We start from the raw sequence: 26653 nt of genomic DNA on the forward strand, positions 1-26653 counted from the left end.
TCGCGGAGAACGGGAGCGTTGGGCGGCTTCCGGGCGTCTTCTTGTAGTGGGCCGCCCCGTCGGCCGGCCCGCGGCGGTGACCAGGTGGGTAACCAGGGGATGACCCCGCGTGCACGTGCATCTGCTCATGCAGGTGCATATGAACGGAGCTATGATCCCGCTTGGTTGACCTAAGCATCATGTATCCCCGGGAGAGTTCTGTGCACCACGCGTACAACGGCATGGCGGCCACGGAACTGCGCGGCGTGGTCTGGCAGAAGAGCCGGCACAGCAACTCGCAGGGCTCCTGCGTGGAGTTCGCCAAACTACCCGGCGGGGCGGTGGCGGTGCGCAACTCACGGCACCCGGACGGGCCCGCGCTGGTCTACACGCCCGCCGAGATCGAGGCGATGCTGCTGGGCGTGAAGGACGGGGAGTTCGACCACCTGGTGGGGAACTGAACGTCGGCCGCAGCCGATGGCGGATGCTGATCGGTCTTACGGCGAAGGCTCCGCGCCGCCCGGTCGGTGCCGGTGGCGCGGAGCCCTCGCGGGGGAACGGCCGCCTCCCCCCGGCGGCCGATGGCCTCAGGGTGACGCGATCGGACCGGCCGGAGTGATCGGAGCGGTCGGGGCGATCGGGTCCGCGGGGCCCGCGGGAGACGGCGGTCCGGCGGTGGGCAGGGGGTCGGAGAGCCCGGCCGGGCAGGCCGGCTCGACCAGGCGGAACAGCGCCCAGACCACCTTGCCGCGCAGGGTGCCGGCCAGCGGGTGCCAGCCCCAGCTGTCGCTGAAGGACTCCACCAGCAGCAGCCCGCGCCCCGACTCGGCCGCGAAGTCCTCCTCCGCCTCACGGGCGGTGGGGCACTGCGGGCTCGGGTCGCGCACCGCGCACACCAACCGCCCGGTCCAGCGCATCAGATGCAGCCGCACCGGGGCCTCGTAACGGGTGGGCGCCACCGAGCCCTCTGGGGGCAGGGCGTGCCGCAGGGCGTTGGTGACCAGTTCGGAGACCACCAGCGCGACATCGTCGAACCGTTCGGACAGCTCCCACCGGGCCAGCGTGGTGCTGGTGAACTCACGAGCCCCGCGCACCGCTTCGTAGCGGCCGGGCAGGGCGCAGGAGGCAGAGGAGGAGACGGACGCGGCGTCGATCGGCATAAGCCCCTGCCTTAAAGGCGCGAGCATGGTCGATCCATTCGTCCCCATGCGAGGCACTCCCGGGATTCGCGGCTGTGGTGCGACAACACGAACGAGTACGCAGGTGCGCGGGGCCCATGGTTCCGAAAGCGACCAGCCGATGCAAGGGCAGATGCACGTGCACGCGACCGTACTATCATCGTACGTACCGGTTAGCGGCAAATCTTCCCCCACCGATTCTTCGCTCCGGCGTGATGTCCCGGTCATATGCCAGTGATCCGGCGTCATATGCCGGTGATCCGGAGGGTCGCCCTCCGGCCACTGCGGCTCTTTCTGTAACCGATCGCGTACGCCTCGGAGCGTTTGGTGGCAGAATCCGGCTTCTCGGGGCTCTGGGGGTGCTCCGTCGTACACATCAGCGAGTGGGGAGGGTGGAGACGTGACCGCAACAGAGTCGGGCGGCTCCGTGGTACGGCGCATCCTGCTGGGTTCGCAGCTGCGGCGGCTGCGCGAGTCGCGTGGGATCACGCGCGAGGCGGCCGGCTACTCGATCCGGGCATCCGAATCCAAGATCAGTCGCATGGAGTTGGGACGGGTGAGCTTCAAGGCCAGAGACATCGAGGACCTGCTCACCCTCTACGGCGTCACCGAGGAGACCGAGCGCACCGCGCTGCTCGCCCTGGTGCGGGAGGCCAATGTCGCGGGCTGGTGGCACAGTTACGGCGATGTGCTGCCGAACTGGTTCCAGACCTACATCGGCCTGGAGGGCGCCGCCTCGCTCATCCGCATCTACGAGGTGCAGTTCGTGCACGGGCTGCTCCAGACCGAGGCGTACGCGCACGCCGTGGTCGCCCGCGGTATGCCGGGCGCCTCCGAGGCCGAGGTCGACCGCCGGGTCGCGCTGCGCACCGAACGCCAGAAGGTGCTGGTCTCCGAGCGGGCCCCGCACTTCCACGCCGTCCTCGACGAGGCCGCGCTGCGCCGCCCGTACGGCGACCGCAACGTCATGCGGGATCAGCTCAAGCACCTCATCGACGTGTCCGAGCGCCCCAACGTCACCCTCCAGGTGATGCCGTTCAGCTTCGGCGGCCACGCGGGCGAGAGCGGCGCCTTCACCATGCTCAGGTTCCCCGAGTCGGACCTCTCCGACCTGGTCTACCTGGAGCAGATGACCAGCTCCCTCTATCTGGACAAGCCGGAGGACGTGGCCCAGTACGAGCGGGCACTCGCCCGGCTGCACGCCGACAGCCCCGGCCCGGAGGAGACCCGCGACCTGCTGCGCGGCCTGCTCCAGCTGATCTGACCTCGGCTCAACGGATTGCGGCTGAACGGACTGCGGCTGAACGGACTGGGACTGATCTGACCTCGGCTGATCGATCGGCGGGGCGGGCGCTCCGGCGCGATTCCGCCAACCTCGGAAACCCGGCGAAGGCGAATCGCAAGGAACCGTTCAACTTGTTTGACTCCTCAGTAGGATGACGTCTCGTCATGACGTCTCGTCATGTGGGGCCGGCCGCGCCCGCGGCCCGAGGCCCGGGGCCGCCGCACCGGCGTTCCCGGCCGACCCGTGTCCGCCCCGGTTCCGGAAGGGATGGCATGTCCTACTTCACAGACCTTGCCCAGCAGTACATCGACGGTGAGTGGCGGACCGGCGGCGGCTCGTGGGACATCATCGACTTCAACCCGTACAACGACGAGAAGCTGGCCTCCATAACGGTGGCCACCGTGGACGAGGTCGATCAGGCGTACCGGGCCGCCGAGCGGGCGCAGCAGGCCTGGGCCGACACCAACCCGTACGCCCGCCGCGCCGTCTTCGAGCGGGCCCTGCGGCTGGTGGAGGAGCGGGAGGAGGAGATCGCCGCGGCGATCATCGCCGAGCTGGGCGGCACCCGCACCAAGGCGGGCTTCGAACTGCACCTCGCCAAGGAGTTCCTGCGCGAGGCGGTCAACCTGGCGCTGCGCCCCGAGGGCCGGATCCTGCCCTCCCCGGAGGACGGCAAGGAGAACCGCCTCTACCGCGTCCCGGTCGGTGTGGTCGGCGTCATCAGCCCGTTCAACTTCCCCTTCCTGCTGTCGCTGAAGTCCGTCGCCCCCGCGCTGGCCCTGGGCAACGCGGTGGTGCTCAAGCCGCACCAGAACACCCCGATCCTCGGCGGCAGCCTGGTCGCCAAGCTCTTCGAGGACGCGGGGCTGCCGCCCGGGCTGCTCAATGTGGTGATCACCGACATCGCGGAGATCGGGGACGCCCTGCTGGAGCACCCGGTGCCCTCGGTGATCTCCTTCACCGGCTCCGACAAGGTCGGCAAGCATGTGGCCACCGTCTGCGCCGCCAACTTCAAGCGGTCGGTGCTGGAGCTGGGCGGCAACAGCGCGCTGATCGTGCTGGACGACGCCGACCTCGACTACGCGGTGGACGCGGCCGTCTTCAGCCGCTTCGTCCACCAGGGCCAGGTCTGCATGGCCGCCAACCGGGTGCTGGTGGACCGGTCGGTCGAGGCCGCGTTCACCGAGAAGTTCACCGCCAAGGTGCGCACCCTGGTGTCCGGCGACCCGGCGGACCCGGCCACCCACCTCGGCCCGCTGATCAACTCCTCGCAGGTGGAGGCGGTGACCGCGCTGGTCGAGCAGGCCGTGGCGGGCGGCGCCACCGCCCTGGTGCACGGCACCGCCGAGGGCAACGTGCTCTCCCCGACGGTGCTCACCGGCGTACCGGACGACTCCCCGGTGCTGCGCCAGGAGATCTTCGGCCCGGTGGTGACCCTCATCCCCTTCGACGGGGACGAGGAGGCGGTGCGGATCGCCAACGACACCCCGTACGGTCTGAGCGGCGCGGTCCACACCGGTGACATCGAGCGCGGCGTCCGGCTGGCCCAGCGGGTGCGGACCGGGATGATCCACATCAACGACTCGACCGTGCACGACGAGCCGATCGTGCCGTTCGGCGGCGAGAAGCACTCGGGTGTGGGCCGGCTGAACGGCGAGTCCACCGTGGAGGCGTTCACCACCCACAAGTGGATCTCCATCCAGCACGGCCGCAGCCGCTTCCCGTTCTGACCCGCGCGCCGTATCCCGTGTCCCCGGCCCGCCCAGGCCGGGGACACCCGCGTATCGCGATCCGGCCCGGTTGACTACCGCCGCCGTGTGTGCCCCCACCCCCCGCCGTACCCTGATCGGATCGCATACCGCGGTCGCACACCGCGGTCGCGTACGACGGTCGCGTGGGACGGACAGGGGTGCACATGTCGGCGATCCGGTTGCTGGTCCTCGGGGCGGTGCGCCAGCACGGGCGGGCGCACGGCTACCAGGTCCGCAACGACCTGGAGTTCTGGGGCGCCCACGAGTGGTCCAACGCCAAGCCGGGGTCGATCTACCACGCGCTGAAGCAGATGGCCAAGCAGGGCCTGCTGCACGCCTACGAGACGGCGCCCAGCACCGCCGGCGGGCCGCCGCGCACCGAGTACGAGGTCACCGAGCGGGGCACCGAGGAGTTCATGGCCCTGCTGCGCGCCGGGCTGTCCGACCCCGAGGCCGGGACGGACGCGCTGGCCGGCGCGCTCGGCCTGATGGTGGAGCTGGAGCGGGCCGAGGTGCTGGCGCTACTGAACGCGCGGGTGGTGGCGCTGCGGCAGTGGCGGGAGTCCGTCACCGAGTACTACACGCCCGCCCAGGGCCCCGGGCAGTTCGGCCACATCGGCGAGATCATGAACTACTGGCTCGACTCCGCCGACACCGGCGCCGAGTGGACCCGGGGGCTGATCCGGCGGGTGGAGGGCGGGGCGTACACCTTCGCCGGTGAGGGCGAGCACTTCGTCGGCGTCCTCGCCGAGGGCCAGGAGAACCCGTACGCCACGGGCGTGCCCCACCCCGGCGACAACCGCTGAGGGTTCCGTTAATCAAGTTTGACTAGTGCGGGGTCGGGGTATATCGTTCGGGGCTCGCGATCGGGGTGCTTCCTCGCCTCCTCGCGTAGTAGTCAAGCTCGCGTAGTAGTCAAGTTTTACTAGCCAGGCGGTCAGATCAGAGGGGAGCGGGATGGCCGACAGCGAGGCGATCACCCTGGAGGGTGTCGGAAAGCGGTACGGGGAGAAGCACGCCCTGGACGGGCTGGACCTGAGCGTCCGGCGCGGCACCGTCCACGGGGTGCTGGGGCCCAACGGGGCGGGCAAGACCACCGCCGTACGGATCATGGCGACGCTGCTGCGCCAGGACGGCGGCACCGCCCGGGTGGCCGGGTACGACGTCCGCACCCACGCGGGCGAGGTGCGGCGCCGGATCGGGCTGCTCGGCCAGCACGCGGCGCTGGACGAGGAGCTGAGCGGCCGGCAGAACCTGGAGATGTTCGGGCGGCTGTACCACCTGGGCGCCCGCCGGGCCGGGGCCCGCGCGGACGAGCTGCTGGAGAGGTTCGGGCTGGTCGGCACCGGGGGCAAGGCGGTGAAGCGGTACAGCGGCGGGATGCGGCGCAGGCTCGACCTGGCCGCCTCGCTGATCACCGAACCGGAGGTGCTGTTCCTGGACGAGCCGACCACCGGGCTCGACCCGCGCGGCCGCACCGAGGTGTGGAACGCGGTGCGCTCACTGGTCGGCGGCGGCACCACCGTACTGCTGACCACCCAGTACCTGGAGGAGGCCGACCAGCTCGCCGACCGGGTCTCGGTGGTCGCCCGCGGCCGGGTCATCGCCGACGGCACCGTGGACGAGCTGAAGGGCCGGCTGGGCGGCGACCGGATCGACGTGGTGGTACGGGACGCCGGCCGGCTCGCCGAGGCCGCCGCGCTGCTGCCCGCCGGAGCCGCGGTGGACCCGGACCGGCGGCTGGTCAGCGCCCCGGTCGCGGACCGGATGGCCGCGCTGACGCTGGTGGTGCGGGAGCTCGCGGCGGCCGGTGTCGAGGCGGAGGACATCGCGGTCCGCCGCCCCACCCTGGACGAGGTCTTCCTCCACCTGACCGATGAGACCCGGCTGACCGATGACACCCAGCTGACCGACCGGACGGAGGTGCCGGTATGAGCGCGCTCGGCTCGGCGGTGACCTGGGCGGCGGCCGACTCGTGGACCATGACCCGGCGGGAGCTGGCGCACTGGGCGAGGCAGCCGGCCCAGGTCGTGGTCGGACTGGTCTTCCCGGTGATGCTGCTGCTGATGTTCGGCTACCTCATCGGCGGCGGCCGGGGCGTGGACGGCGCCTATATCGACTACCTGGTCCCCGGGATGCTCGCCCTCACCATGGCCTTCGGCCTGGAGTCGACCATGCTCGCGGTCACCCAGGACCTCGACAAGGGCGTCATCGACCGCTTCCGGGCCATGCCGATGGCCGACGGGGCGGTGCTGGTCGGCCGCTCGGCCGCCGACATGCTCCAGTCGGCGGTCGGTCTCGCCGTGATGCTCGCGGTCGGCTACGCGGTGGGCTGGCGGCCCGGAGGTGGGGCCGGGGCGCTCGCGGCGACCGTGGGGCTGCTGCTCCTGCTGCGCTTCGCCATGCTGTGGGTGGGCATCCACCTGGCGATGGTGGCGGGCCGCCCGGAGCTGGTGCAGGCGGTGCAGATCCTGGTCTGGCCGGTGGGGTTCCTCTCCACCGCGTTCGCCGCGCCCGCGTCGATGCCGGGCTGGCTGGCCGCGGCCGTGGAGTGGAACCCGGTGTCGGCCACCGCGACGGCGGTACGGGACCTGGTCGGCGCCCCGGGGTCGGCGGCGGGCGGCTCCTGGGCCGCCGAGCACGCCGCGCTGCTGGCGGTGGCCTGGCCGCTGCTGCTGGTCGCGGTGTTCCTCCCGCTCGCCGTGGGCCGCTTCCGCCGCCTCGGCGGCTGACCAGGCACCGACGAGCTTGCACCTCACGTGGCGTGAGGGCCCAGGCTGAGGGGCGTACCGAGGAAGAAGGGAGCGGGGAGCCATGGGCTACTCCGTGGGACAGGTCGCCGGTTTCGCCGGGGTGACGGTGCGCACCCTGCACCACTACGACGAGATCGGGCTGCTCGCCCCGAGCGGCCGCAGCCACGCGGGCCACCGGCGCTACGACGAGGCCGACCTCGACCGGCTGCAGCAGATCATGTTCTACCGGGAGCTGGGCTTCCCGCTCGACCAGGTCGCGGCCCTGCTCGACGACCCGGACACGGACCCGCAGGAGCACCTGCGGCGCCAGCACGCGCTGCTGTCCGCCCGGATCGCCGAGCTGAGAAAGATGGCCGAGGCCGTCGAGCACGCCATGGAGGCGAGGAAATTGGGCATCAACCTCACACCGGAGGAGCGGTTCGAGGTCTTCGGGGAGCACGACCCCGAGCAGTACCAGGAGGAGGTGGAGCAGCGCTGGGGCGACACCGAGGCGTACCGCCAGTCGCAGCGCCGTACCGCCGGCCACACCAAGGCGGACTGGCAGCGCATCAAGGGCGAGATGGACGACTGGAACGCCCGGTACGCGGCCCTGCTGGCGGCCGGTGAGCCGCCGACGGGGGAACGGGCGATGGACCTCGCCGAGGAGCACCGCCAGCACCTCCACGACACCTTCTACGACTGCGCGCACGCGATGCACCGCTGCCTGGGCGAGATGTACGTGGCCGACCAGCGGTTCAGGGCGCACTACGACGCGCTGCACCCCGGCTTCGCCGAGCACCTGGCCGCGGCCATCGCCGCCAACGCCGACCGGCACGGCTGACGGCAGCCGGAGGGCTTGGCCGACCGGCACGGCGGCTGACCTGCGGGGCGGGTCCACCCGGCCGGGCAGTTGATAATTTGGGGCGCCCGCCCTTACCCGGCGGGCGCCCGCTGCCCACCGAACCAGGAGCCCGGAACTCGTGAACACGCTTGCGCTCGGACCGAGCTGGCTGGACCCGGACTACCTCATCCAGACCTTCGGGCTGATCGGTGTCCTGATCATCGTCTTCGCCGAGTCGGGCCTGCTGATCGGCTTCTTCCTGCCCGGGGACTCGCTGCTGTTCACCACCGGGCTGCTGGTCACCACCGGGGTCATCGACCACCCGCTGTGGATGGTGTGCACCCTGGTGGTGCTCGCCGCGGTGATCGGCGACCAGGTGGGCTATCTGTTCGGCCGGAAGGTCGGCCCCTCGCTGTTCCGTCGGCCGGACTCCAGGCTGTTCAAGCAGGAGAACGTGGAGAAGGCGCATGTCTTCTTCGAGAAGCACGGCCCCAAGTCGCTGATCCTGGCCCGCTTCGTGCCGATCGTGCGGACCTTCACCCCGATCATCGCGGGCGTGAGCCGGATGAACTACCGCTCGTTCATCACCTTCAACGTCATCGGCGGGCTGCTCTGGGGCGCGGGCGTCACCCTGCTGGGCGCCTCGCTCGGCAAGGTCGAGTTCGTGCACCAGCACATCGAGGCGATCCTGATCCTGATCGTGCTGATCTCGGTGGTGCCGATCATCATCGAGTTCCTGCGCGCCCGCTCGCAGAACCGCAAGGCCGAGGCGGCCGGGACCGCGGGCGCGGTCGACCCCGGCTCCGTCCCGCCCCCGTCCGGCGGGCGCGGCCGCCACGCCAAGCGGTAGGCGGTAGGCGGTACGCGGCAGGAGAGGTACGGGCGCCAGGGCGCCGAGCCCGGCTAGGCACCCCCCGAGGGGCCGGTGGACACCCCGTCCGCCGGCCCCTCCGCCGTACGCGTGCCCGTATCCGTACGGGATGTGGAGCCCGCCCCCGTACCGCTCCCGGAGCCCGTCCCCGTACCGTCCCCCGTATCCACCGGGCTGTCCTCTGTGGCCGCCTGCTCCACCCTCCGGCGCACCAGCGGGGCGATCGCGGTGCCGGCCAGGGTGGCGGTGGCGATGGCGCCCAGGGCGATGGACCAGCCGACCGGGCCGAGCGGGGTGCAGCCGAAGAACTGGCTGACGCCCGGGGACTGGATGACAGCGGCCAGCACCGCGGCCGAGCCCAGGCTCGCCGCCAGCACATTGCGGTCCAGGCCGCCGGTGGCGAGGGTCTGGGCCAGCTGGGTGCCGACCACCGCGGCCAGGGCCACCGTCCCGGCGCGGCGGTGGCGGCCGGTCAGCCGGGCGGCGCCCCAGGCCAGGCCCGCCCCGGTCGCGGTGACCGCGCCGCGCAGCAGCATCTCGCCGGTCAGCGCCGAGCCCAGCGAGCGGCTCGGGCCCTCGGTCAGCAGCCGCTGGGCGGTCTGCCCGGTCGGCTCCCGGACCGCGATGGCCAGCGAGGGCGCCAGGTCGGTCAGCAGGTTGACCAGCATGATCTGCCGGGCGCCCAGCGGGGTGCGGCCGGTCAGGGTGGAGACCAGCACGCTGAAGGTGACCTCGCCGAGGTTGCCGCCGATCAGGATGCCGAGCGCGGCCCGTACCGAGGCCCACATCGCCCGGCCCTCCATCAGCGCCGAGACGATGGTCTCCAGCCGGTCGTCGCCCACCACCAGGTCGGCGGCGGCGGTGGCGGCCGGGGTGCCGCGGTGGCCCAGCGCGATCCCGATGTCGGCCAGCCGGATCGCCGGGGCGTCGTTGGCGCCGTCGCCGGTCATCGCGACCGTACGGCCGGTGCGCTGGTACGCCTGGACGATCCGCACCTTGTGGTGCGGGCTGCACCGGGCGATCACGTCCACCTCCGGCAGCAGCGCGTCCAGCTCCTCGTCCGCCAGCTCGTCCAGCTCGGGGCCGGTGATCACCCTGGGCTCGGCGACATCCGACACCTCGGCCGTCACCTCGGTGGCGATGGCGTCCGCGGTGGCCGGGTGGTCGCCGGTGAGCATCACCGTATGCACGCCCGCCGCGCGCAGCCGGGCGGTGGCCGGGGCGGCGCCCTTGCGGACCGGGTCGGCGAGGGTGAGGAAGCCCAGAAAGACCAGCTCGCGTACGGACTCGTCGGTCAGCTCCTCGCCCTCGTCCATCCGCCGCTCGGCGACCGCCAGCACCCGCCGCCCGGCCCCGGCCAGCTCCTCGGCGCGGGCCGCCAGCGCCGCCCGCCCGGCGTTGTCCAGGGGCGTGTGCCGCTCGCCCTCCCGCTGCCGTACACATCGGTCGAGGACGTTCTCCGGGGCGCCCTTCACACTGAGCAGCCCGCCGCCGGAGGCCCGGCCCGAGGTGGCGTGGTACGCCCGGGAGGGCTCGAACGGCAGGGTGTCCCGCCGCTGCCAGCGCGCCGCCCCCTGCCGTACGCCGACCTTGGCGGTGCGCGCCCCGTCGGTGACCGCCCGGTCGGTCTGGTGGGCCATCGGCTCGGACTGGCGGGCCGCCGGGGTGGCCCGCAGCGCGGCGGCCAGCACCTCCTGGCGTACCGGATCGAGCCGGTCCGGCGCCGCCACCCCGTCCCCGCCGTCGCTGACCCCGGCCAGCCGCAGCCGGCCCTCGGTCAGCGTGCCGGTCTTGTCGAAGCAGAGCACATCCGCGCGGCCCAGCGCCTCGATGGTGCGCGGGTTGCGGACCAGCGCGCCGACCTCCGCGAGCCGCCGGGCCGCGGCCAGCTGGGCGGCGTTGACCAGGAACGGCAGCCCCTCGGGTACGGAGGCCACGGCCAGGTTCACCGCGGAGGACAGGTTGTCGGCGAGCGGGCGGCCGTGCAGCAGCCCGGCGCCGGCCACCGCCCCGGCGGAGGCGAGCGCGATGGGCAGGCTGGCCCGGGTCAGCGCGGCGAGCCGGGCCTCCACCCCGGTCTCCGGCGCGGCCTGCCGGGCGGTGGCGAGGCTGCGCCCCACCTCCGTCCCGGAGCCGGTGGCCACCACCACGGCCACCGCCCGCCCGGCGGAGACGGTCGTCCCCTCGTAGACCATCGAGCGCCGGTCGCCGAGCTGGGCGGCCACCACCGGGGCCGGGTCCTTGCGCACCGCCAGCGACTCACCGGTCAGCGAGGACTCGTCCACCTCCAGCCCCTCGGTCTCCAGCAGCCGGCAGTCGGCCGGGACCACGTCCTCGGGGCGCAGCAGCACCACATCGCCCGGCACCAGCTCCTCCGCGGTGACCAGCCGCTCCCGCCCGGCCCGCCGCACCCGGGCGCCCACCGCCGAACGGGCGAACAGCTCGGCCAGCGCCCGTTCCGTCCGCACCCGCTGGAAGCCGCCGATCAGCGCCGAGGCGCCGGTGATGGCGGCCACCAGCACCGCGTCGGTCCGCGAACCGACGGCGGTGGCGAGCGCGGCGCCACCGGCCAGAACCGGGGTCAGCGGGTTGGCCAGCTCCTCGGCAAAGGCCGCCGCCAGCGTCAGCCGGGCCGGCTCCCCGCCCCCGGCCCCGTCCCTGCCACCGGCCCGGGACGCCGCCTCGCCCCCGTCCAGCCCTTCCCCCCGGCTGCCCAACCGCTCCAGCACCCGTTCCGGCGGCATCAGATGCCAGGGCACGCTGGTCACCGGCGGGGTGAGCGGCCGGGCCAGCAGCTGCCGGGCCCGCCACACCCCCACCCCGAACGCCAGGGTCGCCGCCCCGGTGCTGGCCGCCATGGCCCGGGAGGCCGCCTCCGGGGCCCGGGCCTGGAGGGCGGCCACCGCGCCGATCCCGCTGCCCCCGGCCGCCAGCACCCGGCAGTCGTGGTCCACCTTGGCGGCCGCGCCCACCGCGTCCACCAGCAGCCCGGCCGCCTCCAGATCGGCGCCCACCAGCAGATGGGCGCCCCAGGCGGGCGGCTCGCCCTCCCGGTGCACGCCCACCCCGCAGTCGGCCGCGCCGAGCGCCCGGCGGTTGCCGGAGACCAGCAGCACCACGGCCCCGTCCGCCTGGAGCCCGCGCACCGAGGCGACCAGCCGCCCACCCGCGGGGACCACCGCGTCGGCGAACCGGTAGCCGGGGTGCTCCCGGTCGCTCGCCAGCACTACCCGGGCGCCCGCCCGCCGGGCCGCCGCCGCGACCGCCTCCGCCCCGGGGGCGCTCGGCGTGGCCAGCCCCACCACCGCCAGCAGTTTCCCGCCCCGGGCCAGCCCGAGCACCCGCTCGGCCCCGCGCCGCCGCAGCTTCCCCGCCGCCTGCCGCCCGGTGGCCCCCCGCCCCGTCAGCTCCAGCTCCTCCAGCGGGCCGAGTACCCAGCCGCCGCCATCTCCCGGCTTCACCGGCTGGTCCGTACCGCCCTCCCCCCGCACCCCCAGCGGCTCATCCGCGTCGAACAGGGCGAACAGCCGCCCCGACACCTCCTCCGCATCCACCCCGCCGCCGACCAACTCCAGATCCACCGGCTCGTACCGCTCACCGCGCAGCGCCGCCTCGTCCAGCACCACCGTGTCGATCTGCCCCAGCCGCCGCAGCGCGCCCCGGTCCATCACCACCGTCCCGCGCAGCGACAGGGCCCGCCCCAGACTGGTGGCGAACCCCTCCCGCCCCGCCCCCGGCGCCTTCGGCAGCGCCGCGAGCGCCACCGCGAAGCCCTTGCGCGGACCGGCGAACGGCGCCGCCAGCGCGCCCGCCGCCAGTCCGGCCGCCATCGCCCGCTCGGTGTACCGGTCGGCCCGGTCGTCCGGCGCCGGGGCGGCCTGCTCGGCCACCACCGGGTCGGCCGCCGCGTGCTCCGGGCCCGCCACCAGGCGCGGTTCGGCCTCCTCCCAGGCCGCCCGCTCGGCGCTCGCCTCCCGCCACTGGGCCACCCGCTCGGTGACGTCCAGCACCAGCCCGCCGCCCCGGGTGGCGGCGCCCTGGGCGAGGGCGTGCACCACCGGCAGCAGCGACTCGGCCTGCTCGGCGCCGCCGACCCCGGCGGCCAGCCGCCGCAGCGCCGGATGGTGGTGCAGCACCCCGGCGAGCCCGGCCACCTCCGGCGCCAGCCGCAGCCATGGCGCCAGCCGGCGTACGGCGGTCATGCCCAGTGCCACCGAGTCGGCGGCCAGCGCGGGCAGCGAGTGCCGGGTCCGCGGCCCCTCACTGGGGTGATAGGGCTCCCCCTCGTCCTCCTCCGGAAGCTCCCCCTCCGCCCGCTTCACCAGGGCGATCAGCTCCCGCTCGGACGGCGGCGGCGAGGCCACCGCCACGATCACCCGCTCCGACGGCCCGTTGACCCGCGCCCAGTGCACCCCCGGGTGCCGCTCCAGCGCCTCCTCGATCCGCGCGGCCACCAGGGTGCCGCCCGCCCCGTGCAGCCCGTGCGCCGCGATATGGCAGCGCCCCTCGCGCCACCACACTCCGCGCCGCGGGACCCCGAGCAGCGTCCCCGCCACCTCCGCCGCGCCCCGCGCGCCCGCCGCCACCCCGTACCCCACCCCGCCGGCGATCGGCCCCAGCAGCGAGGGCGGCCACAGCGAGAGACCTGGCAGCGACAGCATGGGCGGCCTCCGGGTGGGGGAGCGCGCGGGTCGGGGGAACGCGCGAGTGGGGGAACGCGACCGTCCGCTTCCGACGGCCGTCCCTCCCATCCTTAACCCGAAACCGGGCATACCGCCCACGAGAAGGGGTCAGAACCCCCTGGTCCGCTTCGCCGCCCGGCGCAGCGCCGCCGAGGCCGGGGAGCGCATGAACAACCGGGCCAGCTCGCCACCGAGGTTCACCCCGATCGCGATGGCCAGCGCCAGCGCGGCCGCCCGCGCCAGCGACGTGAAACCGTCGTCCATGTTGTTCTGTGCGATGTTCAGCACCCCCAGGTAGGTGGCGCTACCCGGCAGCAGCGGGCCGATCGCCGCCGTCACATACGGCAGCGAGGAGGTGTGCTCCCAGCGGGCCATCAGCTGCCCGAACAGGCCCACCGTCCCGGCCGCCGTCGCCGTCGCCATCACCGACGACCCGCCCGCCGTGACCGCTATGGAGGCGTACACCACCCAGGCGATCCCGCCGTTGAGGGCCACGATCAACACCGTCGTCCGCTCCTGCTGGAGCAGTACGGCGAAGGTCACCGACAGCAGCACCGCGGCCAGGATCTGGAGGACCGGCCGCTCCTCGCTGTTGAGCACCCCCTCCGGGTTCAACGTGGCGCCCAGCTGCACACCCCCGTACAGCACCGTCAATACCCCGACCACAATGGCGACAAAGAAGTACCCGACCTCCAGCAGTCTGGCCGACGCCGTGATGTAGAACCCGGTCAACCCGTCCTGCACGGCCGCCACCAGCGCCCGTCCCGGGATCAGCGCGAACAGCCCACCGGTGATCACCGCCGACGGCTGGAGCCCCGCGTGCAGCAGACTCGCGCCGACGCCCAGCGCCGCCGGGGGCGCGGCCGCCACCGCGAACTGGTAGAACTCCGGCAGCCCGCGCCCGGCCGCCAGCCAGGCCAGCCGGTCGCCGAGCATCGCCCCGGCCGCCGCGATCAGGAACACCGCGAGCCCACCGCCGAGCAGCAGCGACGCCGACCCGGCCAGCCCCCCGGCCGCCGCCGTCAGCACCCACCCGGGGTAGGGGTGCCGGTTGCGCCGGATCTCCGCCAGCCGCCGGTACGCCTCCTCCAGCGAGACCTCCTGGTCCGCCGAGTTGATGTCCGCGACCAGCAGATACACCGCCGACAGCCGTGTGTAGTCCGTGCCCCGCCGCCGCACCGTCCGGCTCGCCGTCACCGGATCGTCCACCAGCGACGGCTGATGCGTGACCGAAAGCAAGGTAAATGTCACCGTCGGCTCGCACCGATCCAGACCGTACGAGCGGCAGATCGCGAACATCGCCGCCTCGACGTCCTCCGCACCCTCGCCGCCCGCGAGCAGCAGCTCCCCGATACGCAGCGTCAGGTCCAGCACCCTCGGCACGGCCGGCCCGGTGTCGTCGTCCTGCTTCTGCGCCGGCTCCGGCACCGGGCGCTCGCTCACCGGCATCCGCAGCATGGTGCGCATCCGGTCCTGCCAGGGCGCGTCCCGCGACAGCTTCAGCGAGGGGAACCCCTGCGCGGGCGTGAACGCCGGCGGCGACTGCCGCGCCGAGTAGGTGGCCGGCATCAGGAACGCCGACCCCTCCGGCTCCACCGCCGCCGGCTCGGCCGCGAACCCCTTCGGCATCGCGAACTCGGACGTCGGCTGGTCCAGCTCCGGCAACGGCGGCTGCTCCACCCCCAGCGGCGGCGTGAACGCGCTGTGTGCCTCGTCCGACTGCGGCTTACGGTCCTCGGGACCGTCCGACTCCGGCGCCACCGTACTCGTCCCCACTCCCGTCCGAATCCCTGCCCGTCCCACCAGACGCACCCGGCTCACCAGGCCCGCCTGCCCAGTATGGGCACCTTCAAGGCCCCACCCGAACCACCACCCCACGGGGGCGGCCGGACGTCACCCCTACGATCAGCACATGATCCGCGCGGTGGTGTTCGACGTCGGTGAGTGCCTGGTGGACGAGACCCGGGAGTACGGCACCTGGGCCGACTGGCTCGGCGTCCCCCGGCACACCTTCGCGGCCGTGTTCGGCGCCGTCATCGCCCAGGGCCGCGACTACCGCGAGACCTTCCAGGTGTTCCGCCCCGGCTTCGACTTGTACGCCGAGCGCGAGCGGCGCGTAGAGACCGGGCAGCCGGAGCACTTCGGCGAGGAGGACCTCTACCCCGACGTCCGCCCCGCGCTGGCCGCACTGCGCCGGGCCGGGCTGTGGCTGGGCATCGCCGGGAACCAGACCGTACGGGCCGGAGGCCGGCTGCGGGAACTGTTCGCCGCGGACGTGGACCTGATCGGCACCTCGGACGACTGGGGCGCCGCCAAGCCCGACCCGGCCTTCTTCGTACGGGTCGCCGAGGCCGTCCCGTACGAAGCGGGCGAGATCCTCTACGTCGGCGACCGGGTCGACAACGACCTCCGCCCGGCAGTCGCCGCCGGAATGCCGACCGCGCTCGTCCACCGCGGCCCCTGGGCCACGATCCAGTGGGACAGCCCCGAAGCCAGGGAGCTGCCGACCTTCCGGGTCGAATCCCTGGCGGAACTACCCGCCCTGATCGCGGACTTCAACGGCCGAGCGCGCTGACCGTGGTGCTCCAGCGGTACAGCTGGTCGTCGAGGTCGCGAACGCAGCGCTCGTGCTGCCAGGGGGTCAGGGTGCGCCGTACGTCGCGGACCCGCTCCATGCCGGTGGCGTACCAGGTGATCTCCAGCAGGTCGAGCGCCTCGCGGGCGTAGTCGCAGGCGCGCTCCGGCTGCGCGTCGGCGGCCTCGACCGCCGCGAGATCGCCGAGTACGACGATGCGCTGCTTGTCCTCGGTGGTGGTGAGCTCGGCCAGCACTCCCGCCAGAGTGGTCCGGGCCTGCGGTAGGTGCCCGGCGCGGAGTTGGGTGTTGCCCTTGAAGGCGGCGAGCCGGGCGGGGGAGAACCAGTCCATCCATTCCGGAGCCGTGTCCTGCGGGTGGCGCGCGAGCAGGTCCTCGCCGTGGCCGATGAGGTGCAGCGCCGTACGGGTGTTTCCGCACCGCGTCTCGCACTCGGCCTCCACCGCGTCCAGCCAGGCGAGGAACAGCGGACCGGCGCCCCCGCGCCGTGCGTAGGTCCGAGCGGCCACCATCCGCTCCGCCGCGGCGTCCCGGTCCCCTGCCCATCCCGGCACGAACGCGGTGTGCCGACGGCCTAAGCGAACGGGCGGCGCACCCGTCTCCGTGAGGGGAGGGGTGCGCCGCCCGTTCGGCGCAAGGGGCCGGGCTCAGTGCCCGGCGGCCCGCCGCGTCAGTGCTTGTCGCCCTGCTGGGCCAGGCGCTTGTACGAGTTCTCGATCTCGGCCTCGGCCTCGGCGCGGCCGACCCAGTTGGCGCCCTCGACGGACTTGCCGGGCTCCAGGTCCTTGTAGACCTCGAAGAAGTGCTGGATCTCCAGGCGGTCGAACTCCGACACGTGGTGGATGTCCCGCAGGTGCTCCACACGCGGGTCGGACGCCGGGACGCAGAGCAGCTTGTCGTCGCCGCCCGCCTCGTCGGTCATCCGGAACATGCCGATGGCGCGGCACTTGATCAGGCAGCCCGGGAAGGTCGGCTCGTCCAGGATCACCAGCGCGTCCAGCGGGTCGCCGTCCTCACCGAGGGTGTTCTCGATGAAGCCGTAGTCGGCCGGGTAGCTGGTGGACGTGAACAGGCGGCGGTCCAGCCGGATGCGGCCGGTCTCGTGGTCCACCTCGTACTTGTTCCGCGACCCCTTCGGGATCTCGATGGTGACGTCGAACTCCACGGGTGGTTCCTCCAAGATCAGCACAGGACAAAGCGACGGTGACGCCGCGCCTCGGCGGCGCCCCCGGCCGATTCGGACCGCCGTGCTGCCCGGGGGTGCCGTGCTCGCGGCACAGCTCGGTGGTTAAGTGTCCCTCACGCAAACGTGTGCTCGCGAAAGGGGCTGGTCAGCCGTGCTGGAGCCGAAGGTGCTGCGGCTCACCGCGGGGTCCGCGGCGCTCGGTCTGGTCCTGGCGGCCGGAGCTGCGGCCCTGGCCGGCCCCTGGGACTCGGGTCAGCGTACGGCCGAGCGGACCGCGGCGACCGCCCGCCTCCTGCCGGGTGGCGCAGATCACGGCCCCGACCGCCCCGGCGCCACCGAACCCGGGCCCGGCGAACCGGACTCGGGGGGTGAATCGGACGCCGGTGAGGACGGCGCGTCCGACGGGCCGGACTCCGGGCGGCCCGGGGACGCCCTGCCCGGCCGCCCCCAACCCGTACCGGCGCCCAGCGCCCCCGGGGTGCTGACCGCCCTCGGCAGCGGCTCCGCCGCCAAGGCCGCCGCCCCCGCGCCCGCCGCGCTCGCCAAGCGGCTGGACCCGCTGCTCGCCGCCGACGCGCTCGGCGCCCGGCGCACCGCCTCCGTGGTCGACGCGAGCACCGGCAAGGTGCTGTACGGCAAGGGCGCGGGCACGCCGATGACCCCCGCGTCCACCATCAAGATCGCCACCTCGGTCGCCGCGCTCTCCGCCCTCGGCCCCCACCACCGGATCCCCACCACCGTGGTCGCCGACCCCGCCGACGCCCGCCGCCTCACCCTGGTCGGCGGCGGCGACCCCACCCTGGACGAGCGGCGGCTGCGGGCCCTCGCCCGGGACACCGCCCGCACCCTGCACGACCGGGGCGCGGGGAAGGTCAAGCTCGGCTACGACGACTCCCTCTACACCGGCCCGGTACGGCACCCGATCGGCGTCAACGACAACCTCGCCCCGGTCACCGCCCTGATGACCCGCGAGGCCCGGGGCAACGGCCCCGCCACCGGGCCCGCCCCCCGCTCGGCCGACCCGTCCGGGGACACCGCGCGCGCCTTCGCCGCCCTGCTCAAGGCCGAGGGCGTCACTGCCGAGGCGGCCCCCCGGCCCGCCCGCGCCCCCCGGAAGGCCGACCAGGTCGCCCGTACCCACTCCGCCCCGCTCTCCGCGCTGGTCGAACGGACCCTCACCGACAGCGACAACGACCTCGCCGAGGCACTGGCCCGGCAGACCGCCCTCGCCCACGACCAGCCCGCGAGCTTCGCCGGCGCCGGCCGCGCCACCGCCGCCGAGCTGCGCAAGCTCGACGTACCGCTGGGAGGCACCCGGTTCGCCGACGCCAGCGGACTGGACCGGGCCGACCGGCTCACCCCGGCCACCCTCACCGCCCTGCTCGCCCTCGCCGCCGACCCCGGCCGCCCCGGACTGCGCCCCGCCCTCACCGGACTGCCGGTCGGCGGCTTCAGCGGCACCCTGGCCGGCCGCTTCGCCGCCTCCCCGTCCGGCGCATCGTCCGGCGCCGGGCTGGTCCGTGCCAAGACCGGCACCCTGAGTGGCGTCAACGCCCTCGCCGGCACGGTGGCCACCCCGGACGGCCGTCTGCTGGCCTTCGCCTTCCTGGTCGACGGCACCCCCGCCCCTGAGGCCGCCCAGACCGCCCTGGACGAACTGGCGACGGCCCTGACCCGCTGAGGGCGATATCGGGCCGGATGGTCCACGGGTACGGCCGGGCCGCCCGCGTGCGCCGCCGGTGCGGCCCCGCCGTCACCGCCGCGTACCCACCAGGGCTGGCGGAGGCGGCCGTTCCGGTCCGGGTGGGCCGCTTTCGGCCGTCGCCGCTCCCTCCTCCCGCCCGCCGTCGCCGCCCTCCCGTCCCTCTCCCGGATCGCGCCCGAGCACGTACGGTTGACGCATGACGAGCATCGGTGGTGCCGAGATGGTCGACTGGAACCTCGCGGTCTCGACCGCGACCCGACTGGTACGCCCAGGGCCGGAAGTGACCCGCGACGAGGCGCGCGCGGTCGTCGCGGAGCTGCGGCGGCACGCCAAGGCGTCCGAGGAGCATGTCCGGGCGTTCACCCGGATGATCCCCGAGGGGCATGAGCCGGAGGACACCCCCGTCCTGGTCGTCGACCGGGCCGGCTGGGTCAAGGCCAATGTCGCCGGCTTCCGCGAACTGCTCAGCCCGATGCTGGAGAAGATGCGCGAACGCCGCTCCGGCTCCCCCGGCGGCGCCGTGCTCGGCGCGGTCGGCGGCAAGGTCACCGGCGTCGAGCTGGGCATGCTGCTGTCCTTCCTGGCCTCCCGGGTCCTCGGCCAGTACGAGACCTTCGCCCCCGCCACCCGCGAACTGCCCGCCGGGGCCAAGGGCGGCGGCCGGCTGCTGCTCGTGGCGCCCAACATCGTCCACGTCGAGCGCGAGCTGGACGCCGACCCGCACGACTTCCGGCTCTGGGTCTGCCTGCACGAGGAGACCCACCGCACCCAGTTCGCCGGGGTGCCCTGGCTGCGCGACCACCTGAAGAACGAGATCCAGTCCTTCCTCGCCGCCACCGACATGGACCCCGCCACCGTGCTGGAGCGGCTGCGTGAGGCTGCCCAGGCACTGGCCGGAGCCCGCCCCGAGGGCGAGCGCGACGAGGACGGCCGCTCGCTGGTCGAACTGGTCCAGACGCCCGAGCAGCGCGAGGTCCTCGGCCGACTGACCGCCGTGATGTCGCTGCTGGAGGGGCACGCCGACTACGTGATGGACGGCGTCGGCCCCCAGGTCGTCCCGTCGGTCGCGGAGATCCGCGAGAAGTTCCAGCAGCGCCGGGCGCGCGGCGCCTCCCGGCTCGACCTGGCGCTGCGCAAACTGCTCGGGCTGGACGCCAAGCTGCGCCAGTACCGGGACGGCGAGCGGTTCGTCCGGGCCGTGGTGGACCAGGTCGGCATGGACGGCTTCAACCGGGTGTGGACCTCGCCGAACACCCTGCCCACCAAGGCAGAGATCGCCGCCCCCTCGGACTGGGTGGCCCGGGTGCACCGCAGGGCGGAGTGAATCCCGACCGGCGCGACGCCGGCAGGTTCACGCCCTCCCAATCACCCATCCGAGGGACCGTGGGGAGCGGGTAGGCGTGCGATCCTCGGGGGAAGGGTCCGGTTCTGTCACCATCGACGCACTCTCCGTGACCGGACCCGGCGGGCTCGTCGGGCCTGGTCACCGCACCGGAGGCCGACCCTCCGCGGCGGGTGAGTGACCGAACCCCCCGTCCCGGCCGTTAGGACTGCGGCCGAGGCACTCCACCGAGGCTTTCCCACCCCACACGAAGGGCTCCGGACATGGGTCCCCATCCAGCGGTCGCGGCGATACGCCTGGCGGTCCGCCGCGTCCTCCACGACGTCCTGGACAGCGACGTCCTCCACCACGACGGCCCCGGCCGCCCCGCGGGCCTCGAAGGCAGCGGTGCCTCCGGCCGCCCCGCGGGCCTCGTCGGCGGCGATGCCTCCGGCCGCCCCGGCAGCGTTGTCTCCGACGCGCCCACCACCCGGCAGACGGGCCTGGCCGGTCTGCCCGCCCCGGCCGCCGCCCTGCCGCCCGGGCTCCCCGCCCACCCACCCGTCGAACGGCTGTCCAGCGGCCTCCGGATCCCCGCCGACCGCGCCACGGCCACCGGACCGGCCGAACCGGTCGCCGGTACGAGCGCGGCCCAGCCGCCCGCCGCCGAGGGAACGCGAGCGCCCGGCACCCCCCCGGCCCGTACCGGCACCGAGCCCGGTATCGACGCCTCCTCCCCGGCCGCCGAGCCCGGCACCGACGCCGGTCCGGCCTCCGGCCCCGGCCCCAGTCCCACCCCTGGCACCAGCCCTGCCCCCGCCCCCGGCGACGACCGGCCGCTGGTGCTGGTCGCCTGTTCCGGTGGCGCCGACTCCATGGCGCTGGCCTCCGCCCTCGCCTTCGAGGCCCGCAAGCTTCCCGTCCGGGCCGGGGCCGTCACCGTGGACCACGGCCTCCAGCCCGGCTCCGACCTGCGGGCCGCCGAGGTCGCCCAGCGGCTGCGGGACCTCGGGCTCGACCCGGTCGAGGCCGTCACCGTCACCGTGGGGCGGGCCGGTGGGCCCGAGGCGGCCGCCCGGGACGCCCGGTACGCGGCCCTGGACGAGGCCGCCGAGCGCCTCGGCGCCGCCGCGGTGCTGCTCGGCCACACCCGCGACGACCAGGCCGAGACGGTCCTGCTCGGTCTGGCCCGCGGCTCCGGCATCCGCTCGCTCTCCGGGATGGCCGCGGTCTCGGGGGCCGCCGGCCGCTACCGCCGCCCCTTCCTCCAGCTCGACCGGCAGACCGCCCGCAAGGCCTGCCTGGTGCAGTCGCTGCCGGTCTGGGACGACCCGATGAACGCCGACCCCGCCTACACCCGCTCCCGGCTCCGCCACGAGGGCCTGCCCGCGCTGGAGAAGTCCCTCGGCAAGGGCGTGGTCGAAGCCCTCGCCCGTACCGCCCAGCTCTGCCGGGACGACGCCGACGCGCTCGACGCCTGGGCCGCCGACGCTGACGCCTCCGTACGCGACGAGTCCGGCCGGCTCGACTGCGCCAAGCTGTACGCGCTGCCGCCCGCCGTACGCCGCCGGGTGCTGCGCCGGGCCGCCGTCCAGGCCGGGGCGCCGGCCGGCTCGCTGTTCGCCCGGCACGTCGAGGAGATGGACCGGCTGATCACCGGCTGGCGGGGCCAGGGGGCGCTCAACCTGCCCGGGCGCGTCGCCGTCCGGCGGCAGGGTGGCAGACTGGTCATCCGGCAAGGCTGACGCTGCAACGAAAGTGACCCGGGTGAACGAGAAAGACATGGGCACCGACCTCAAGTCGGTGCTCATCACCAAGGAAGAGATCGACGCCAAGCTGGCGGAGCTGGCCGCGAAGATCGACGCGGAGTACGCCGGCAAGGACCTGCTCCTCGTGGGCGTCCTCAAGGGCGCCGTCATGGTGATGGCGGACCTGGCGCGGTCGCTGTCCACCCCCGTCACCATGGACTGGATGGCCGTCTCCTCCTACGGCGCCGGCACCCAGTCCTCCGGCGTGGTCCGCATCCTCAAGGACCTGGACACCGACATCAAGGGCAAGCACGTCCTGATCGTCGAGGACATCATCGACTCCGGGCTGACCCTGTCCTGGCTGCTGTCGAACCTCGGCTCCCGGGAGCCCGCCTCCCTGGAGGTGTGCACCCTGCTCCGCAAGCCGGAGGCGGCCAAGGTCGCCATCGACGTGAAGTGGATCGGCTTCGACATCCCCAACGAGTTCGTCGTCGGCTACGGGCTGGACTACGCGGAGAAGTACCGCAACCTGCCGTTCGTCGGCACCCTCGCCCCGCACGTCTACGGCGGCTGACACGGCCGCGCACCCCCCGGCCCGCGCCCGAGTCCACCCGGCGGCCGTCCGTCCGCCGGTACCCGGGCGTGATCGGGAACCTGGACCTTCTTCCCGGCGTTGGAGCATGGGAAGGCGGTCACCGGTGACAATGCTGGGGTACCGTCCGAAGAACAGCTTTTCCCATAGCTTTCTCCAGAGCTTTTCCACACAGCAGCAGAAGCAGCAGGAACGGCACCGCCTGACGGCGGCGGCGACAGCGGTGAAGACCGCGGCCGCGAGCCCGCCAGGCAGCAGTTCCCACCCAGCAGCATCTACCTACGGGCAGGAGGGACGGGGCGTCACCGCCTCGTATGGATGGACGTGAAGCGATACTTCCGTGGGCCGGTCATGTGGATCGTGCTGGCCGTCCTCGCCGTGGTCGTACTGATGCAGGTCGTCGGCTCGTCGGGCGGCTACAAGACGGTGGACACCGGCCAGGTCGTCCAGGCGATCGACAAGAACCAGGTCGACCAGGTCAAACTGACCACCGGCGACGAACAGATGATCAAGGTCGACCTCAAGGACGGCCAGAAGGTCGGCGACAGCGACAAGATCCAGGCGAGCTACATCGGCAGCCAGGGCGCCGACCTCGCCGCCACCCTGCAGCAGAAGTACGAGGCCGGTGACATCGAGAAGGGCTACACGGTGTCGCCGTCCAAGCAGAGCCCGTTCCTCTCGGTCCTGCTCTCGCTGCTGCCCTTCGTCCTGATCGTCGTGGTCTTCCTGTTCCTGATGAACCAGATGCAGGGCGGCGGCTCCCGAGTGATGAACTTCGGGAAGTCCAAGGCCAAGCTGATCACCAAGGACACCCCCAAGACCACCTTCTCCGACGTCGCCGGATCCGACGAGGCCGTCGAGGAGCTCCACGAGATCAAGGAGTTCCTCCAGGAGCCCGCCAAGTTCCAGGCCGTCGGCGCCAAGATCCCCAAGGGCGTGCTCCTCTACGGCCCGCCCGGCACCGGCAAGACCCTGCTGGCCCGCGCCGTCGCCGGCGAGGCCGGGGTGCCGTTCTACTCGATCTCCGGCTCCGACTTCGTCGAGATGTTCGTCGGCGTCGGCGCCTCCCGGGTGCGCGACCTCTTCGAACAGGCCAAGGCCAACGCCCCCGCCATCGTCTTCGTCGATGAGATCGACGCCGTCGGACGCCACCGCGGCGCCGGCCTCGGCGGCGGCCACGACGAGCGCGAGCAGACCCTCAACCAGCTCCTGGTCGAGATGGACGGCTTTGACGTCAAGGGCGGCGTCATCCTGATCGCCGCCACCAACCGGCCCGACATCCTCGACCCGGCGCTGCTGCGCCCCGGCCGCTTCGACCGGCAGATCGCCGTCGACCGCCCGGACATGCAGGGCCGGCTGGAGATCCTCAAGGTCCACCAGAAGGGCAAGCCGGTCGCCCCGGACGTCGACCTCTCGGCCGTCGCCCGCCGCACCCCCGGCTTCACCGGCGCCGACCTGTCGAACGTGCTCAACGAAGCCGCGCTGCTCACCGCGCGCAGCGACAAGAAGCTCATCGACAACCACATGCTGGACGAGGCGATCGACCGCGTGGTCGCGGGCCCGCAGAAGCGGACCCGGATCATGTCGGACAAGGAGAAGAAGATCACCGCGTACCACGAGGGCGGACACGCCCTGGTCGCGGCGGCCTCACCCAACTCCGACCCGGTCCACAAGATCACCATCCTCTCCCGCGGCCGGGCCCTGGGCTACACCATGGTCCTGCCCGACGAGGACAAGTACTCGACCACCCGCAACGAGATGCTCGACCAGCTCGCCTACATGCTGGGCGGCCGGGCGGCCGAGGAACTGGTCTTCCACGACCCGACCACCGGCGCCGCCAACGACATCGAGAAGGCCACCGCCACGGCCCGCGCGATGGTCACCCAGTACGGCATGACCGAGCGGCTCGGCGCCATCAAGTTCGGCGGCGACAACACCGAGCCCTTCCTCGGCCGCGAGATGGCGCACCAGCGCGACTACTCGGAAGAGGTCGCCGCGCTGGTGGACGAAGAGGTCAAGAAGCTCATCGAGACGGCGCACAACGAGGCCTGGGAGATCCTGGTCGAGAACCGCGACGTCCTGGACAACCTCGTCCTCGCGCTGCTGGAGAAGGAGACGCTGGGCAAGGAGGAGATCGCCGAGATCTTCGCCACCATCACCAAGCGCCCGGCCCGCCCCGCGTGGACCGGCTCCTCCCGCCGCACTCCGTCCACCCGGCCCCCGGTCCTCTCCCCCAAGGAGCTGGCCCTCACCAACGGCGCCGGCGGCTCCGCGGCCGCCGCCATCGACACCGCGAAGGCGACCCCCTCGCCCGACCCGGTGCCCGAGGAGCGCCCGGAGGCCTGAGGCCCACCCGGTCGGCCGGACACCCGGAATGCACGCCGCGCCCCCCAGGTTCTAGCCTGGGGGGCGCGGCGTTCGCGTAGACGCCGAGGGCGGGCGCGTCCGCCCGGCTCAGGCGGAGCACACGCACGACCACGTGCGCTCACGGCAACACGGAACGAGGCACAGATGACCGACCCGGTGACGCTGGACGGCGAGGGCACGATCGGCGAGTTCGACGAGAAGCGGGCCGAGAACGCCGTACGCGAACTCCTCATCGCGGTCGGCGAGGACCCGGACCGCGAGGGCCTGCGGGAGACCCCGGCCCGGGTGGCCCGCGCCTACCGCGAGATGCTCGCGGGGATGCGGATGGACCCGGAGGACGTGCTGACGACGACGTTCGACCTGGGGCACGACGAGATGGTCCTGGTCAAGGACATCGAAGTTGTAAGCTTCTGTGAACATCATCTCCTGCCGTTTCATGGTGTCGCGCACGTGGGGTACATCCCGGCCGACAGCGGCAAAATCACTGGTCTGAGCAAGTTGGCGCGTTTGGTGGACGTCTTCGCTCGTCGTCCGCAGGTCCAGGAACGGCTGACAACGCAAATCGCAGATTCGCTGATGCGAATACTGGAAGCACGTGGAGCCATCGTCGTCATCGAGGCGGAGCACATGTGCATGTCGGTGCGCGGCATCCGCAAGCCCGGCGCCAAGACCACCACCTCGGCGGTACGTGGCCAACTGCGTGACGCTACTACACGTTCCGAGGCCATGTCCCTGATATTGGCACGATAGGGGCGAAGCCCCCGAAGTGCTCCGTACCGTCCTCGATCAGGCAGATCGCAAGATCACTGATCGAGGGGGATCGGTATGGGATACGGCTTGCCCAGCAAGCAGATGGTCAGCACGGTGGAGGGGACGGCCCGGGCGAAGGCGGTCGTCCCCGGACAGCGTCTCTGGACGCTCGACGGAGACCGTGCCGTACGGACGACGGTGACCGCCGTGGACGCGGTCAAGGGGCGGGACGCGGTGGAGGTGGTGACCGACCACCTGACCTTCCTCGCCGCCCCGGACCTGCTGCTCGCCACCCCGGACGGCTGGACGCCCGCGCGGGAGACGGCAGGAGCGACGGTGGCGTGGACGCCGGCCCGGAAGCTGTGCCGTGTGCGGTTCCCGATCCGGCCCGGCGAGGCGTTCGGGTACCTCGTCGGCGCCACCTGCGCCGACGGGACCGTGGGGAAGAACTATGTGTCGCTGATCGTGAACGACGAGGAGTTCGCCGCTCGGTACGCGACCGCTCTGACGGCCTGTACCGGGCTGGACGCCCGGCTGGAGGCCGTCAGCAGGCCGTCCGGGTATCTCCGTAGGGACGTGCCCGGCTACCGGGTGCGGGTGGTCTCGTCCTATCTCGCCGACGCGATGCGGCACTACGTGGGCGGCGACGCCCATCACATGCGCCAGCGGTTCCCTCGCGTGGTCCTCCGGGACATGGAGACCTTCGCGGCCTTCCTCGACGGTTACGCGGATGGAGACGGCTTCCGCCACAAGCGCTGGCACGGGCGGACGCTCGTCAGTGCCAACGTGCCGTTTCTGGCCGAGCTGGCCCGGATCATCGGAGCCCGCTTCACACCCAACCGGCGCGGCGCCGCCTCGGCACTGGTGGTCACGGACCGCTGGGCGAACCGGGGCACCTTCGTCCCGGAGCACCACCGGATCGATCCGCCGGAGTCCGGCTGGGTCCGCGTCCACGAGGTCCGCCCGCGCCCCGCGCTAGGCACCAAGCCGTTCACGTTCTACGCCTACCGGCTGGACCCGCACCCCACCTTCCTGGTGAACGGGCATCTGGCCCGCCAGGACGGCTGACC

At 73.2% G+C, this 26653-nt stretch carries 19 protein-coding genes and 2 pseudogenes; 16 read left to right on the forward strand and 5 right to left on the reverse strand.

The genetic code is table 11. From position 1 onward, the window contains the following. Positions 1-200 precede the first annotated feature (200 nt). Positions 201-440 (forward strand): DUF397 domain-containing protein, encoded by a 240-nt coding sequence (locus tag ABZ945_RS11295; protein WP_361267027.1) that lies wholly within the window; start codon positions 201-203, stop codon positions 438-440. 258 nt (positions 441-698) lie between these two features. Here the strand turns inward: ABZ945_RS11295 and ABZ945_RS11300 are convergent. Then, positions 699-1187 (reverse strand): annotated as a pseudogene (locus ABZ945_RS11300) (ATP-binding protein); the annotation flags it as partial. A 370-nt stretch (positions 1188-1557) separates the two neighbouring features. On the opposite strand from ABZ945_RS11300, the gene ABZ945_RS11305 reads away from it, so the two are divergent. The 7 genes from ABZ945_RS11305 to ABZ945_RS11335 all read left to right on the forward strand — a co-directional run bounded on the left by ABZ945_RS11305 (position 1558) and on the right by ABZ945_RS11335 (position 8616). Then, complete coding sequence (locus ABZ945_RS11305) at positions 1558-2421, forward strand: helix-turn-helix transcriptional regulator (protein WP_361267029.1); 864 nt, start codon at positions 1558-1560, stop codon at positions 2419-2421. A 293-nt stretch (positions 2422-2714) separates the two neighbouring features. Further along, positions 2715-4172, forward strand: coding sequence for an aldehyde dehydrogenase family protein (locus tag ABZ945_RS11310; protein ID WP_361267031.1), 1458 nt, complete (start codon positions 2715-2717; stop codon positions 4170-4172). A 185-nt stretch (positions 4173-4357) separates the two neighbouring features. Continuing rightward, positions 4358-4999, forward strand: a complete 642-nt coding sequence (locus ABZ945_RS11315) for a PadR family transcriptional regulator (RefSeq protein ID WP_361267139.1) — start codon at positions 4358-4360, stop codon at positions 4997-4999. 151 nt (positions 5000-5150) lie between these two features. Continuing rightward, positions 5151-6128: an ATP-binding cassette domain-containing protein gene (locus ABZ945_RS11320; protein WP_361267033.1), complete on the forward strand. Its 978-nt coding sequence runs from the start codon at positions 5151-5153 to the stop codon at positions 6126-6128. Next, positions 6125-6925: an ABC transporter permease gene (locus ABZ945_RS11325; RefSeq protein WP_361267035.1), complete on the forward strand. Its 801-nt coding sequence runs from the start codon at positions 6125-6127 to the stop codon at positions 6923-6925. The genes ABZ945_RS11320 and ABZ945_RS11325 overlap by 4 nt, the downstream gene beginning before the upstream one ends. 82 nt (positions 6926-7007) lie before the next feature. Next, positions 7008-7766 carry a MerR family transcriptional regulator gene (locus tag ABZ945_RS11330; RefSeq protein WP_361267037.1) on the forward strand — a complete coding sequence of 253 codons (759 nt, stop codon included), beginning with the start codon at positions 7008-7010 and terminating at the stop codon, positions 7764-7766. A 139-nt stretch (positions 7767-7905) separates the two neighbouring features. Further along, positions 7906-8616, forward strand: coding sequence for a VTT domain-containing protein (locus ABZ945_RS11335; RefSeq protein ID WP_361267039.1), 711 nt, complete (start codon positions 7906-7908; stop codon positions 8614-8616). 53 nt (positions 8617-8669) lie between these two features. Here the strand turns inward: ABZ945_RS11335 and ABZ945_RS11340 are convergent, their stop codons facing one another. Next, complete coding sequence (locus tag ABZ945_RS11340) at positions 8670-13298, reverse strand: HAD-IC family P-type ATPase (protein ID WP_361267041.1); 4629 nt, start codon at positions 13296-13298, stop codon at positions 8670-8672. A 129-nt stretch (positions 13299-13427) separates the two neighbouring features. Then, complete coding sequence (locus ABZ945_RS11345; RefSeq protein WP_361267141.1) at positions 13428-15080, reverse strand: threonine/serine exporter family protein; 1653 nt, start codon at positions 15078-15080, stop codon at positions 13428-13430. 151 nt (positions 15081-15231) lie between these two features. On the opposite strand from ABZ945_RS11345, the gene ABZ945_RS11350 reads away from it, so the two are divergent. Then, entirely contained in the window at positions 15232-15894 is a 663-nt protein-coding gene (locus tag ABZ945_RS11350) for an HAD family hydrolase (protein WP_361267043.1), read from the forward strand. Here the strand turns inward: ABZ945_RS11350 and ABZ945_RS11355 are convergent. Continuing rightward, a pseudogene (locus ABZ945_RS11355) lies at positions 15875-16480 on the reverse strand (transcriptional regulator); the annotation flags it as partial. The gene ABZ945_RS11350 and the pseudogene ABZ945_RS11355 overlap by 20 nt on opposite strands. A gap of 104 nt (positions 16481-16584) precedes the next feature. Next, positions 16585-17079, reverse strand: coding sequence for an inorganic diphosphatase (locus ABZ945_RS11360; protein ID WP_361267045.1), 495 nt, complete (start codon positions 17077-17079; stop codon positions 16585-16587). 172 nt (positions 17080-17251) lie between these two features. On the opposite strand from ABZ945_RS11360, the gene dacB reads away from it, so the two are divergent. The 7 genes from dacB to ABZ945_RS11395 all read left to right on the forward strand — a co-directional run bounded on the left by dacB (position 17252) and on the right by ABZ945_RS11395 (position 26651). After that, positions 17252-18781, forward strand: a complete 1530-nt coding sequence (dacB, locus tag ABZ945_RS11365; protein WP_361267047.1) for a D-alanyl-D-alanine carboxypeptidase/D-alanyl-D-alanine-endopeptidase — start codon at positions 17252-17254, stop codon at positions 18779-18781. A 220-nt stretch (positions 18782-19001) separates the two neighbouring features. Continuing rightward, positions 19002-20129: a zinc-dependent metalloprotease gene (locus ABZ945_RS11370; protein WP_361267049.1), complete on the forward strand. Its 1128-nt coding sequence runs from the start codon at positions 19002-19004 to the stop codon at positions 20127-20129. Between the two features lie 719 nt (positions 20130-20848). Continuing rightward, complete coding sequence (gene tilS / locus ABZ945_RS11375) at positions 20849-21871, forward strand: tRNA lysidine(34) synthetase TilS (RefSeq protein WP_361267143.1); 1023 nt, start codon at positions 20849-20851, stop codon at positions 21869-21871. 37 nt (positions 21872-21908) lie between these two features. Continuing rightward, positions 21909-22448, forward strand: coding sequence for a hypoxanthine phosphoribosyltransferase (hpt, locus tag ABZ945_RS11380; RefSeq protein ID WP_361267145.1), 540 nt, complete (start codon positions 21909-21911; stop codon positions 22446-22448). Positions 22449-22784: 336 nt separating this feature from the next. Beyond that, on the forward strand, positions 22785-24812 hold the full coding sequence (gene ftsH, locus ABZ945_RS11385; RefSeq protein WP_361267051.1) for an ATP-dependent zinc metalloprotease FtsH: 2028 nt from the start codon (positions 22785-22787) through the stop codon (positions 24810-24812). Positions 24813-24977: 165 nt separating this feature from the next. Beyond that, positions 24978-25583 (forward strand): GTP cyclohydrolase I FolE, encoded by a 606-nt coding sequence (gene folE, locus ABZ945_RS11390; protein WP_361267053.1) that lies wholly within the window; start codon positions 24978-24980, stop codon positions 25581-25583. 75 nt (positions 25584-25658) lie between these two features. Next, positions 25659-26651 (forward strand): hypothetical protein, encoded by a 993-nt coding sequence (locus tag ABZ945_RS11395; protein ID WP_361267055.1) that lies wholly within the window; start codon positions 25659-25661, stop codon positions 26649-26651. The last annotated feature ends 2 nt before the right edge of the window (positions 26652-26653 follow it).

The sequence above is a fragment of the Streptomyces sp. NPDC046887 genome (assembly GCF_040644755.1).
GTDB classification, from domain to species: Bacteria; Actinomycetota; Actinomycetes; order Streptomycetales; family Streptomycetaceae; genus Streptomyces; species Streptomyces lichenis.